Origin of the sequence: Streptomyces sp. NPDC048604, assembly GCF_043199435.1 — a bacterium.
GTDB lineage: Bacteria > Actinomycetota > Actinomycetes > Streptomycetales > Streptomycetaceae > Streptomyces.
In genome coordinates this window covers 26,049-37,935 of record NZ_JBICVX010000027.1, presented here as the reverse complement: position 1 = coordinate 37,935, position 11,887 = coordinate 26,049, and the positions used below count along the sequence as shown (strand labels likewise).

At 72.1% G+C, this 11,887-nt stretch carries 12 protein-coding genes; 3 read left to right on the top strand and 9 right to left on the bottom strand.

What is annotated here, in order from left to right; translation table 11 throughout:
- Positions 1–251 (top strand): hypothetical protein (locus ACGFMM_RS34730; protein WP_393650501.1); only part of this gene is annotated, 251 nt, incomplete at its 5' end.
- 80 nt (positions 252–331) lie between these two features.
- Here the strand turns inward: ACGFMM_RS34730 and ACGFMM_RS34725 are convergent.
- The gene (locus tag ACGFMM_RS34725) at positions 332–1,339 is read right to left on the bottom strand and encodes a stage II sporulation protein M (protein ID WP_393650500.1); all 1,008 of its coding nucleotides are present in this window, start codon (positions 1,337–1,339) and stop codon (positions 332–334) included.
- A 130-nt stretch (positions 1,340–1,469) separates the two neighbouring features.
- Between ACGFMM_RS34725 and ACGFMM_RS34720 the strand changes: the two genes are divergently transcribed.
- Complete coding sequence (locus ACGFMM_RS34720; protein WP_393650505.1) at positions 1,470–2,384, top strand: RDD family protein; 915 nt, start codon at positions 1,470–1,472, stop codon at positions 2,382–2,384.
- A 13-nt stretch (positions 2,385–2,397) separates the two neighbouring features.
- On the opposite strand, the gene ACGFMM_RS34715 is transcribed toward ACGFMM_RS34720, so the two are convergent.
- The 8 genes from ACGFMM_RS34715 to ACGFMM_RS34680 form a co-directional block, all read right to left on the bottom strand.
- Positions 2,398–3,015, bottom strand: a complete 618-nt coding sequence (locus ACGFMM_RS34715; RefSeq protein ID WP_393650499.1) for a hypothetical protein — start codon at positions 3,013–3,015, stop codon at positions 2,398–2,400.
- A gap of 172 nt (positions 3,016–3,187) precedes the next feature.
- On the bottom strand, positions 3,188–4,642 hold the full coding sequence (gene ahcY / locus ACGFMM_RS34710) for an adenosylhomocysteinase (protein WP_393650498.1): 1,455 nt from the start codon (positions 4,640–4,642) through the stop codon (positions 3,188–3,190).
- A 278-nt stretch (positions 4,643–4,920) separates the two neighbouring features.
- Positions 4,921–5,898, bottom strand: coding sequence for a cation diffusion facilitator family transporter (locus tag ACGFMM_RS34705; RefSeq protein WP_393650497.1), 978 nt, complete (start codon positions 5,896–5,898; stop codon positions 4,921–4,923).
- A gap of 83 nt (positions 5,899–5,981) precedes the next feature.
- The gene (gene manA, locus ACGFMM_RS34700) at positions 5,982–7,136 is read right to left on the bottom strand and encodes a mannose-6-phosphate isomerase, class I (protein WP_393650496.1); all 1,155 of its coding nucleotides are present in this window, start codon (positions 7,134–7,136) and stop codon (positions 5,982–5,984) included.
- A 45-nt stretch (positions 7,137–7,181) separates the two neighbouring features.
- The gene (locus ACGFMM_RS34695) at positions 7,182–8,564 is read right to left on the bottom strand and encodes an SIS domain-containing protein (protein WP_393650495.1); all 1,383 of its coding nucleotides are present in this window, start codon (positions 8,562–8,564) and stop codon (positions 7,182–7,184) included.
- Positions 8,565–8,817: 253 nt separating this feature from the next.
- Positions 8,818–9,000, bottom strand: a complete 183-nt coding sequence (locus ACGFMM_RS34690; RefSeq protein WP_393650494.1) for a Trm112 family protein — start codon at positions 8,998–9,000, stop codon at positions 8,818–8,820.
- A gap of 122 nt (positions 9,001–9,122) precedes the next feature.
- The gene (locus ACGFMM_RS34685) at positions 9,123–10,490 is read right to left on the bottom strand and encodes a phosphomannomutase/phosphoglucomutase (RefSeq protein ID WP_393650493.1); all 1,368 of its coding nucleotides are present in this window, start codon (positions 10,488–10,490) and stop codon (positions 9,123–9,125) included.
- A gap of 146 nt (positions 10,491–10,636) precedes the next feature.
- Positions 10,637–11,068, bottom strand: coding sequence for a DUF3499 domain-containing protein (locus ACGFMM_RS34680; RefSeq protein ID WP_393650492.1), 432 nt, complete (start codon positions 11,066–11,068; stop codon positions 10,637–10,639).
- A gap of 347 nt (positions 11,069–11,415) precedes the next feature.
- Between ACGFMM_RS34680 and ACGFMM_RS34675 the strand changes: the two genes are divergently transcribed.
- Entirely contained in the window at positions 11,416–11,847 is a 432-nt protein-coding gene (locus ACGFMM_RS34675) for a metallopeptidase family protein (RefSeq protein WP_393650504.1), read from the top strand.
- Positions 11,848–11,887 lie beyond the last annotated feature (40 nt).

The window sequence follows — 11,887 nt, the reverse complement described above, 5'->3', positions numbered from 1 at the left end:
TTGCGTTTCCGACTCTATCAGATCTTTCCGATCCGATTTCCTCGGTGCCTTTCGGCTGCTTTCCGGTCCCTCGCTTTCGCTTGGGCCCTTCCGGCTTTCCCGACTTTATCAGAAGCATTTCCGCCGAGCGAATCGGCTTCGTGATCCGGATAAGGAATCGGGGCGGCTCCGCGGAAACTGAATTCCGGACCGGAGCGAGGTACATACTACCTGTGATCCTCGGCCATGTCCTGTCCGAGGCAACCGTTTGAATCTACCTCCCCGCGCCGACTGTGTCAACAGTTTTTGCGGGCGAAGAGGACACTAGCAGCTCAGCGGGGTGCTCCGCACATCAGGCGGCGGTCGGCAGCTCGGCGCTGCGGTCCGCGAGCTCGACGTCGCCCGTCTCGCCGGCGCGGGCGGCCCGGCCGCCGAGTACGTACACGTACGCGAGGAAGGCCAGCTCGGCGACGACGCCTATGGCGATGCGGGCCCAGGTCGGGAGGCCCGACGGGGTGACGAAGCCTTCGATCAGGCCCGACAGGAACAGGACGAGCGCGAGGCCGATCGCCATGCCGATGGCGGCACGGCCCTGCTGGGCCAGGGCGGCGCGGCGGGTCGTGGGGCCGGGGTCGATGACCGTCCAGCCCAGGCGCAGGCCCGTTCCGGCGGCGACGAAGACGGCAGTCAGTTCGAGCAGGCCGTGCGGAAGGATCAGGCCCAGGAAGACGTCAAGGCGGCCGGCGGCGGACATCAGACCGATGCCGACACCCAGGTTCAGCATGTTCATGAACAGGATCCAGAGCACCGGGATGCCCAGAAACGCGCCGAGGACCAGGCAGATCGCGGCGGCCTGGGCGTTGTTCGTCCAGACCTGGGCCGCGAACGAGGCCGCGGGGTGGCTCGAGTAGTACGTCTCGTACTGGCCGCCGGGGCGCGTCATCTCGCGGAGTTCCGCCGGAGCGCCGATCGAGGCCTGGACGTCGGGGTTGACGGCGATCCACCAGCCGATGATCACGGCGACCAGCGTGGAGAGCAGAGCCGTCGGTATCCACCAGCGGCGCGAGCGGTAGACGGCGGCGGGGAATCCGGCGGTCAGGAAGTGCAGGGCGTCGCGCCAGGAGGCGCGGCGGGTGCCGGTGACGGTGGCGCGGGCGCGGGCGACCAGCTGGGTGAGCCGGGCGGTGAGCATCGGGTCCGGCGAGCTGGACTGGATCAGCGAGAGATGGGTGGCGGTGCGCTGGTAGAGGGCGACGAGTTCGTCGGCCTCGGCTCCGGTGAGCTTGCCGCCTCGGCTCAGGAGGTGGTCGAGGCGTTCCCACTCGGCACGGTGGGCGGTGACGTAGACGTCGAGGTCCATGATCGGCTGCTGCTCCAGGCACTGGATGAGGACGGGTCCGTACTACTGCGGCGCGCTGCGGGCCAGCTTGGCAGACTGGCGTTCGGTGGGGACGAGAAGGTCGACGAAGGGTGGGCACGTGAGTGGGGTTGTGACGGGGGACGCCGTCTACTTGGGGCTGCAGCCGGCGAGGCTGCCGAGCCGGGCGTTGGCGGTGTTCATCGACCTCGTCGTGGTGTGGGTCGTCTTTCTTGTGATCTCGATGGCGCTCACCGTGGCGACCGCGTCGCTGGACGGCGCCGCGCGGACGGCGATCTCCATCGCCTCGTTCCTGCTGGTGCTGGTCGGGGGCCCGATCGCGGTGGAGACGCTGTCGCACGGGCGGTCGCTCGGGAAGCTGGCCTGCGGGCTGCGGGTCGTACGGGACGACGGCGGGCCGATCCGGTTCCGGCATGCGCTCATGCGTGGGGCGATGGGCGTCGCGGAGATCATGATGACGATCGGGATCGTCGCCTGCATCGCCTCGCTCGTCTCGGCGCGCGGGCGGCGGCTCGGTGACGTGTTCGCCGGGACGCTGGTGGTGCGCGAGCGCGTGACCGCGGCGCGGGCGATGCCGGTTCCGCCGCCTCCGCCGTGGCTCGTGGGGCGGTTCACGCAGCTGGATCTGTCCGCGGTGCCGGACGAGCTGTGGCTGGCGATACGCCAGTACCTGACGCGTTCTCGTCAGCTCGACCCGCAGGTCGGGCGGACGCTGGCGGAGCGGCTCGCGGACGAGCTCGTCGCACGGACGGGTACGCCGCCGCCGGCCGGAGTGCCCGCGGGCGCGTTTCTGTCCGGTGTGGTGGCCGAGCGGCAGGCGCGCGACGCGCGGCGGGCCTTCGCGTCGGCCGCCGCCGTTCAGCCCATGGCCCAGGGCCGGCCTGTGCCGCCCGGTGACGCGCCTCCCGCCTTCGTGCCTCCGGCCGTCGTGGCCCCCGCCGTGGCCCCCGTCGCCGCGCCCCAGGCTCCGGCTCCCGCCGCGGCGACGCCTCCGCCGCCGTCGACCGGTTTCGCTCCGCCCGCCTAGTCGGGAAGCCCGCCTAGTCGGGGAAGACGGACGGCGGGGTCTCGAGGTCCTCGAGCTCGATGCCGGGGGCCGCGAGGACCACGTCGCCGGCGAGGTGGACGGTGTGCTGCTCGCCCGTGTCCAGGGCGCTGACCTGGTACTCGTCCACCATCAGCACCCCGTTGTCAGTGGCGTGCGCTTCACTTTTCATCAGGGCCCAGGACTGGTCGACCGTGAGGGGGGCGAGGACCGGATCCGTGAAGGCGACCAGCCGTACGCGGGTCGCGGGGGAACCGGGGGTGAGACGCAGCAGACGACTGATCGCGACGAGGAACGCCGGGGACGTGCCGGTGAAGGCGTGGGCGCGCACATTGCCTTCGGTGGCATGGGTTCCGGTGGGGTCCGTGCGGACCCAGGTGACGCCGTCGAGGGCGGCTCCGCGGACCTGCCAGCTCAGGGCGTGGAGTTCCAGGCGGATGGGTCGGCCCAGTTCGTCGACGGCCAGGTCGACGGAGCCGGCGTGGTCGCCGGAGGGGGTGGTGATCTGTGAGACGTAGCGCCAGCCGGAGGGGCCGGGCGCGCAGTGGAAGTGCTCTTCACCAAGGGGGGTGTGATCGTGCGGATCGTAGAGCGAATAGCGGCCGCGGGGCATGGGTCCGGGTCCTCGGGGTGCGTCCTGGGGCGGTAGTCGGTACGAGGCAGGCCCCCGGCACGGGGGTGCGGGGGCCTGCCTGTTCCGTCACGGGTGTACCGGGCACGGGCCACCGGGCGCCGGCGCGTCAGTGCACGGACGCGCCGGGCGCGCCGGGGGCCGGCGCGGTACGTCAGTAGCGGTAGTGGTCCGGCTTGTACGGGCCCTCGACCTGGACGCCGATGTACGCGGCCTGCTCCGGGCGGAGGGTCGTCAGCTTGACGCCCAGGGACGCGAGGTGCAGACGGGCGACCTTCTCGTCCAGGTGCTTCGGCAGCGTGTAGACGTCGGTCGGGTACTGCTCCGGCTTGGTGAAGAGCTCGATCTGGGCCAGGGTCTGGTCCGCGAAGGAGTTCGACATCACGAAGGACGGGTGGCCGGTCGCGTTGCCGAGGTTCAGCAGACGGCCCTCGGACAGCACGATCAGGACCTTGCCGTCGGGGAAGGTCCACGTGTGGACCTGCGGCTTGACCTCGTCCTTGACGATGCCGGGGAGCTTGGCGAGGCCGGCCATGTCGATCTCGTTGTCGAAGTGGCCGATGTTGCCGACGATCGCCTGGTGCTTCATCTTGGCCATGTCCGAGGCCATGATGATGTCCTTGTTGCCGGTGGTCGTGATGAAGATGTCGGCGGTCTCGACGACGTCGTCGAGGGTGGTGACCTGGTAGCCGTCCATCGCCGCCTGCAGGGCGCAGATCGGGTCGATCTCGGTGATGATCACGCGGGCGCCCTGGCCGCGGAGGGACTCGGCGCAGCCCTTGCCGACGTCGCCGTAGCCGCAGACGACGACGGTCTTGCCGCCGATGAGGACGTCGGTGGCGCGGTTGATGCCGTCGATCAGGGAGTGGCGGCAGCCGTACTTGTTGTCGAACTTCGACTTGGTGACGGCGTCGTTCACGTTGATCGCCGGGAAGAGGAGGGTGCCAGCCTGCATCATCTCGTAGAGACGGTGGACGCCGGTCGTGGTCTCCTCGGTGACGCCGCGGATGTCGGACGCCAGCTGGGTCCACTTCTGCGGGCTCTCGGCGAGGGTGCGGTTGAGGAGACGGAGGATGTAGCCGTACTCCTCGCTGTCCGCGGTGGACGGGTCCGGAGCGGAGCCGGCCTTCTCGAACTCGACGCCCTTGTGGACGAGCAGGGTGGCGTCACCGCCGTCGTCAAGGATCATGTTCGGGCCGCCGGTGGGCGTGTTCGGCCAGGTCAGAGCCTGCTCGGTGCACCACCAGTACTCCTCCAGGGTCTCGCCCTTCCAGGCGAAGACCGGGACGCCCTGGGGGTTCTCCGGGGTGCCGTTCGGGCCGACGGCGATGGCCGCGGCGGCGTGGTCCTGGGTGGAGAAGATGTTGCAGGAGGCCCAGCGGACCTCCGCGCCGAGGGCGACCAGGGTCTCGATGAGGACGGCGGTCTGCACGGTCATGTGCAGGGAGCCGGTGATGCGGGCGCCGGCGAGCGGCTGCTGGTCCGCGTACTCCTTGCGGATGGACATCAGGCCGGGCATCTCGTGCTCGGCGAGGGTGATCTCCTTGCGGCCGAAGGTGGCCAGCGAGAGGTCGGCGACCTTGAAGTCCTGGTTGACGGCAGTCGTCATGACGGGAGCTGCTCCTCGTGGTTCGGGTTTCGAGGCTCGTTCGGGCACGCCGGCACCGCGGCATCGGGCATACGAATGCCCGGGAAAACCCGCGGTGCAGTCGTCGGAGGCCCTCTCTCCCTCGGTCGGCCCGTGAAGGCCGCCCGACCGCCATCAGCAGCGACGTCTGGCTGCCTTGAATCTACACCGATCGGCGCAGCGGCGGGGAAAGGGCGAAGGCCCCGGGGAGCCGTTTCCGGACTCCCCGGGGCCTTCGCCCCGCGTCATGAATCGGGCGGTCAGTGCTCGGTCGTCCGGCCCGGTCCGCCGGGGGTGGCGGCCGGGTTCGGGCCGGCCTCGGCGGCGGCCTCGCTGTAGACGTCCGGCTCCAGGTAGATGACCCGGGCGATCGGCACGGCGGCGCGGATGCGCTGCTCGGCGGCGTCGATGGCGGTGGCGACCTGGGCGGCGGTGTCGTCGTGGCGTACCGCGACCTTGGCGGCGACGAGCAGTTCCTCGGGGCCGAGGTGGAGGGTGCGCATGTGGATGAGGCGGGTGACGGTCTCGCCGTCGACGACCGCGTCCTCGATCTTCTTGACCTCGTTGAGGCCGGCGGACTCGCCGAGCAGCAGCGACTTGGTCTCCACGGCGAGGACGAGGGCGATCAGGATGAGCAGGACGCCGATGCACACGGTGCCGATGCCGTCCCAGACGCCGTTGCCGGTGAGGAGGGCGATGCCGACGCCGCCGAGGGCGAGCACCAGACCGACCAGCGCGCCGAGGTCCTCCAGGAGGACGACCGGCAGCTCGGGGGCCTTGGCCCGGCGGACGAACTCCGTCCAGGACTGGGTGCCGCGGATCGCGTTCGACTCCTTGATGGCGGTCCGGAAGGAGAACGTCTCGGCGATGATCGCGAAGACGAGGACGCCGACCGGCCAGTACCAGGCCTCGATCTCGTGCGGGTGCTTGATCTTCTCGTAGCCCTCGTAGATGGCGAACATGCCGCCGACGGAGAACAGCACGATGGAGACGAGGAAGGCGTAGATGTAGCGCTCGCGGCCGTAGCCGAAGGGGTGCTGCGGGGTCGCCTCGCGCTGGGCCTTCTTGCCGCCGAGGAGCAGCAGGCCCTGGTTGCCGGAGTCGGCGAGCGAGTGGACGCTCTCGGCGAGCATCGAGGACGAACCGCTGAAGAGGAACGCCACGAACTTGGCTACGGCGATCGCGAGATTGGCGGCGAGTGCCGCCACGATCGCCTTGGTTCCGCCTGACGCGCTCATGGGTCTGTGTGTTCCCTTCGTCGGTGCCGCCCCTGGGCCCGGTGTCCCGGGGCGCGGCCGCTGTTCGGCCGCACATTTTTACATCAGGCGGCGACGACCGTGGCGCGGAAGACCGTCCCCGTACCGGACAGTTCGGTCGTTTCGCCCGCCGGGACGAAGACCGACTCCCCCGGCGCGAGGGTGACTTCGCCGGCCTTGGGCCGTCCGGCGGTGGCGAGCAGGATCTGCGGGCCCGCGGTGGTGAGGTCGGTGGGCGCGGCGCCTTCGGCGCGGACGTAGCGGGAGAGCCGGAACTCGTCGATCGGGGTGTCGTACAGCTCCTCGCCGGACGGCGCGGCCTCGGGGCGCAGCACGCCGGGGTCGCCGGGCTCGAAGCGGACGACGCGCAGCAGTTCGGGGACGTCGACGTGCTTGGGGGTGAGTCCGCAGCGCAGCACGTTGTCGGAGTTGGCCATGATCTCGACGCCGAGGCCGCTGAGGTAGGCGTGCGGAACGCCGGCGCCGAGGTACATCGCCTCGCCGGGCTGGAGCCGGACGCGGTTGAGCAGCATGGCGGCGAGGACGCCGGGGTCGCCGGGGTAGTGGTGGGCGAGTTCGGCGTACGCGGTGTGCTCGCCGCCGAGGCGGGCGGCGGCGGCCGCGGCTTCGGTCACGGTGTGCGCCATCTCGTCGTGCTCGGCGGTCAGCAGGGCGGTCAGGACCTCGCGCAGCGCGGCCTCTTCGGGGTGGGCGTGCAGCAGGTCGACGTACGGCTTGAGCGAGTCGACGTCGAGGGCGGCGAGCAGGTCGGCGGTCTCGTCGGGGGCGCGGAAGCCGCAGAGGCCGTCGAACGGGGTGAGGGCGCAGATGAGTTCGGGCTTGTGGTTGGCGTCCTTGTAGTTGCGGTGCGGGGCGTCGAGGGGGATTCCGGAGGCCTCCTCGGCGGCGTGTCCGGCCTGCGCCTGCGCGAGGTCGGGGTGGACCTGGAGGGAGAGCGGGGCGCCGGCCGCGAGGATCTTGAAGAGGAACGGCAGCCGGGGGCCGAACTTCTCGACGGCGGCGGCGCCGAGTTCGCGTACGGGGTCGGCGGCGATCACCTCGTGGAGCGGGCCGCGCGGGGTGACCGAGGGGGCGCCGGGGTGGGCTCCCATCCACAGCTCGGCCTGCGGCTCACCGGTGGGGGCGGTGCCGAGCAGTTCCGGGATGGCCGTCGTGGATCCCCAGGCGTAGGGGCGGACGGTGTTGGCGAGGCGATCCATCGGGCGCTCCAGCGTGCTCGGTACGTCGGGCAGGGTTCGGGACGGTCACGAACCGCCGTCGGTGTCGCCGTCGTCGTCGCGGTGGGTGTCGGACGTCGACCCGTCTGACGCTCCGGACGGCGGCTCGGTTGCCCCGGTGATTCCGGCAGCGTCCACGGCCGAGGCGAGCGACAGGTAAACGGCCGCGAAATCCGTCACGGCCAGCAGTTCGGCGAGGGCTTCGAGTACGCGTCCGCTCTCGTCGGCCGTGGTGTCGTCGCCCTGCCCCGGCTCGGATCCGGACCCGGACCCGGATCCGGTCTCGTTCCCCTGTCCGTTCCGCTGTCCGCTCCCGCTCCCGCTTCCGTTCCCCGCCCCGGACTCGGTCCCGGTCGCGGCGTCGAGCACGGGCTCGAGTTCGCTGATCGGCGTGTCGTGGCTGAGGGCCAGTTCGCGGGCGGCGGGCGCGGCGGTCAGCCCGCCGACGGGGCGGTCGCGGAGCAGGACGACGCGGGTGTGCAGGGCCTGCGGCTCGTCGACGCGGTCGCGGAAGAAGTCGTCGGGGTCGGCGCCGGCGGCGTAGTCGCCGGCGAGCAGCACGCCGTGCGAGGGCAGCGCCTCGGGCAGTTCGGCGGCGAGCGCGGGCAGTCCGGCGAGCTCCGCGAGGACGGCGGCGAAGCGGCGGCCGACGGGCCCGGCGGTCTCGCCCTCGGTCCAGATCAGCGGGAGGGTGTCGGCGAGTTCGGCGGCGAGGGTCTTGGCCGGGTTGTCGTACGTGGCGATGGCCGGGCCGCAGCGTTCGGCGGTGCGGTCGAGCCGGTCGGCGACCTTCTCCAGCGTCTCGGGCGGGGCGGTCAGCAGGCCAACCCGGTCGAGCAGCGCGAGCAGCGGAGTGAACAGCGCCCACAGCGAGCCGGGGCTGGCGGCGAGGATCTCCTCGTCGTACATCGCGTGCGGGGCGATCGCCAGCGGGACGACCATGCCGCGGGCGGCGACGACGGACTCGGCGAGCGGGGAGCGCTGCGGGGCGACGGCGACGACGGTGATGCCGCGCCGGTACGCCTGCTGGGCGAGCAGCGCGAGGCCGGGCTCTCCGCCGTCGGTGGTGGGGATCAGGAGCAGGTCGAGGGAGCCCGCCCAGCCGGGGAGCTCCCAGCGCAGGGCGCCGGCGGCGGGGGCGACGCCGGTGGGCCGCAGCCGGATGACGGGGGCGGCCGCGCCGGCCAGGGCGCCCACGAGGTCGGCGACGCCGACGGCGGCGGTGCCGGGGCCGGCGACGAGGACGGTGCGGGGGCGGCCGTCGGGGCGCAGGTTCGCGATGCCGGCGTCGGCGGCGTGCCGGACGGCGGTACGGACCCGGGCGCCGGCCTCGGCGGCGGCGCGCAGGAGGCCGCGCCGGTCCGCGCGGGCGAGGGCCTCCGGGGCGTCGAGCAGGGTCTCGTCCAGCATGATGCCTCCGGGAAGCGGGTGCGGGGCGGAGCGGGGCGGGTCCGTGGGGTGCGTCGTCCGGCCCGGCCGGACTCGGGGTCCCCACGGCTCCCGCCCGCACCGCTGGTACGGCTCGTACGCGTACGACTCATGCGCACACGACTCGTGCACATACGACTCGTGCGCCTACCACTCGTACAACGCCGACGTCGGCCGACGGTCTTCCTGCGGTGTGCCTGCGGTCTTCCGGCGGTCTTCCAGTAGGTGGAAGCCCTTACTCCGGGCGGCGGGCCTCGTCGACGAGCAGCACGGGGATGCCGTCGCGGACCGGGTAGGCGAGACCGCAGTCGGCGCCCGTGCAGACCAGCTCGGGGTTCTCGTCCGCCGAGCGGTCGTTCAGCGGAGCGTGGCAGGCCGGGCAGGCCAGGATCTCCAGGAGGCCGGCTTCGAGCGGCATGGGGTGGTCCCTTCGAACAAACCGAACAAACGATGTGGTGCCCCGTCGGGGCCACGTCAGCCTACCGCCGGGGGGCCTCCCGCGCGGCCCGGGCGGGCCGCACGGGGGCGCGGGAGCGCAGGTCAGCCGGTGGCCCGGACCATGCCCAGGACGTGCTCGGTGATCCACTGCGTGGTGACCGGGTCGTCGGACTCGACGTTCAGCCGGAGCAGCGGCTCGGTGTTGGAGGCGCGGAGGTTGAACCACCAGTCCGGGCCGGTCACGGTCAGGCCGTCCAGCTCGTCCATGGTGATCCCGTCCTGGCCCTCGTAGGACGCCTTCACGGCCGCCGTGCGCGCGGCCTGGTCGGCGACCGTGGAGTTGATCTCGCCGGAGCCGTAGTAGCGGTCGTACGACTCGACCAGCTCGGACAGCGGGCCCTCCTGGCCGCCGAGCGCCGCGAGGACGTGCAGCGCGGCGAGCATGCCGGTGTCGGCGTTCCAGAAGTCCTTGAAGTAGTAGTGCGCCGAGTGCTCGCCGCCGAAGATCGCGCCGGTCTTCGCCATCTCCTCCTTGATGAAGGAGTGCCCGACGCGGGTGCGTACGGGCGTGCCGCCGTTCTCGCGGACGACCTCCGGCACCGACGACGAGGTGATGAGGTTGTGGATGATCGTCCCGCCCGGGGTCTTGGCCAGCTCGCGCGCGGCGACGAGCGCCGTGATGGCCGACGGGGAGACCGGCTCGCCGCGCTCGTCGACGACGAAGCAGCGGTCGGCGTCGCCGTCGAAGGCCAGGCCGAGGTCCGCGCCCTCGGCGAGCACGCGGGCCTGGAGGTCCACGATGTTCTTCGGATCGAGCGGGTTGGCCTCGTGGTTGGGGAAGGTGCCGTCGAGCTCGAAGTACATCGCGACGAGCTCCAGCGGCAGCCCGTCGAAGACGGTGGGGACGGTGTGGCCGCCCATGCCGTTGCCGGCGTCCACGACGACCTTCAGCGGACGGATCGCGCTGAGGTCGACCAGCGACTTCAGATACTCGGCGTAGTCGCCGAGGGTGTCCCGCTCGGAGACGGTGCCGGCCTGCGCGGCGGGCTCCGGCGCGCCCTCCTCGGACCAGCCCTCGACGAGGGTGCGGATCTCGGAGAGGCCGGTGTCCTGGCCCACGGGGGCGGCGCCCGCGCGGCACATCTTGATGCCGTTGTACTGGGCGGGGTTGTGCGAGGCGGTGAACATGGCGCCCGGCAGCGAGAGCTGGCCGGAGGCGAAGTACAGCTGGTCGGTCGAGCACAGGCCGATCAGGGTCACGTCCGCGCCCCGGGCGGCGGCGCCGCGGGCGAACGCGCCCGCGAGGCCGGGCGACGAGGGACGCATGTCATGACCGACGACGATCCCGTCCGCGCCCGTCACCTGGACGAAGGCCGCGCCGAAGAGCTCGGCGAGCTCCTCGCCCCACTGGTCCGGAACCACTCCGCGGACGTCGTACGCCTTCACGATCTGCGAGAGATCAGCAGCCACGGACTCACCTTCCTGAGGTCACCTGCACGCGTGTGCGGCGCGTGTACGGAACGCCCAAACTACCCGCCTCGGCACGGAGACCGGCAGGGCGGGTCCCGGCCACGGCACGGGGACGGGGCAGGTTCACACGGGAGGGTCGGACGGGCTCAGGAGTCCGGGGAGCGGAGCACCCGCAGGTGGCCCCGGCGGCCCACCTCGATCGGGTCGCTGCCGCGGCCGCCCTTGCCGCCGCCGCCCGCGCCAGCGGCGCGCTCCTGCGGACGGGCCGCCTCGCGCACGGCGTTGGCCAGGGCCTCCAGGTCGTCGCCGCTGGGGCGGGCCGGGGCGGAGCCGTCGGAGAGCCGGACGACCTCCCAGCCGCGGGGCGCGGTGAGGCGCTCGCTGTGCTCGGCGCACAGGTCGTAGCAGTGGGGCTCGGCGTAGGTGGCGAGCGGGCCGAGGACCGCAGTCGAGTCGGCGTAGACGTACGTCAGCGTCGCGACGGCAGGGCGGCCGCACGCGGTGCGCGAACAGCGACGTACAGGGCTCACGACGTTGGACGGTACCGCACTCTTGAGCGGGCCGCGACGACTCTCCACCAGGTCACTCCACCGTGTCGCGTGGTGACGCCGGCCACGGGGCCGTTCGGCGCGGCTGTCCTGACCTGCGGGGGAGGTGGGGAGGCCGGTCGGGGGCGGAACGGGTTCCGGACATCGATGGTGGGAAAACCGGTCAACGGCGGCCGGGGAGGCGATCGTGGGGACACGTCGATCCGTACCCATGCAAGGCCGGAATGTTCAACTATCGACAGCCCTGAGGAGGCGGGGGTGACCCCGGCGCACGGGGTGGTCGAGGACCGGCGCACGGGAGCGGGCGGCGCACGCCGGTGGCTTCCGGGTACGGGAGACGGCTCGATCGGTCCGTTCGGGGCTACCCTGCGTGAGTGATGGACAGTTCTGTGCCGCCCCCACCGACCGAGCCGCGGATCCGCCGGCGCGACCGCCACGGCCGCGGCATGCGGGGCCCCGTCGCGCCGCCCCAGGTCCCGCTGTCGGCGAGCCGCGCCGACACCTTCCGCGATCTGGTCCTGGACTCGGTGGAGCGCCTGGAGCGGCGATTCCCCCAGCTGGTCGACGTCGAGTTCCTGGTGATGGAGGTGCCGCCGGACGTCCGGGAGGACACCGTCCCCCTCGGCGGCTCGGTGCCGGCCAAGAAGGACGGCCCCGCCCGGGTGGTCGTCTACCGGCGGCCGGTGGAGATCCGCACCAAGAGCCGCGAGGAGCGGGCGGCGCTGATCCACGAGGTGGTCGTGGAGCAGGTCGCCGACCTGCTGGGCCTGTCCCCCGAGTCGGTCGACCCGCGGTACGGGCAGGACTAGAGCCTGTAGGGCCTGTCCGAGGGCCCTTCTCAGTCGTGCC

Excerpts from the sequence above, each read along its gene's own strand:
- manA (WP_393650496.1), bottom strand. The coding sequence starts at position 7,136 with ATGGATCGCCTCGCCAACACCGTCCGCCCCTACGCCTGGGGATCCACG.
- ACGFMM_RS34705 (WP_393650497.1), bottom strand. The coding sequence starts at position 5,898 with ATGAGCGCGTCAGGCGGAACCAAGGCGATCGTGGCGGCACTCGCCGCC.
- ACGFMM_RS34695 (WP_393650495.1), bottom strand. The coding sequence starts at position 8,564 with ATGCTGGACGAGACCCTGCTCGACGCCCCGGAGGCCCTCGCCCGCGCG.
- ahcY (WP_393650498.1), bottom strand. The coding sequence starts at position 4,642 with ATGACGACTGCCGTCAACCAGGACTTCAAGGTCGCCGACCTCTCGCTG.
- ACGFMM_RS34715 (WP_393650499.1), bottom strand. The coding sequence starts at position 3,015 with ATGCCCCGCGGCCGCTATTCGCTCTACGATCCGCACGATCACACCCCC.
- ACGFMM_RS34690 (WP_393650494.1), bottom strand. The coding sequence starts at position 9,000 with ATGCCGCTCGAAGCCGGCCTCCTGGAGATCCTGGCCTGCCCGGCCTGC.
- ACGFMM_RS34725 (WP_393650500.1), bottom strand. The coding sequence starts at position 1,339 with ATGGACCTCGACGTCTACGTCACCGCCCACCGTGCCGAGTGGGAACGC.
- ACGFMM_RS34675 (WP_393650504.1), top strand. The coding sequence starts at position 11,416 with ATGGACAGTTCTGTGCCGCCCCCACCGACCGAGCCGCGGATCCGCCGG.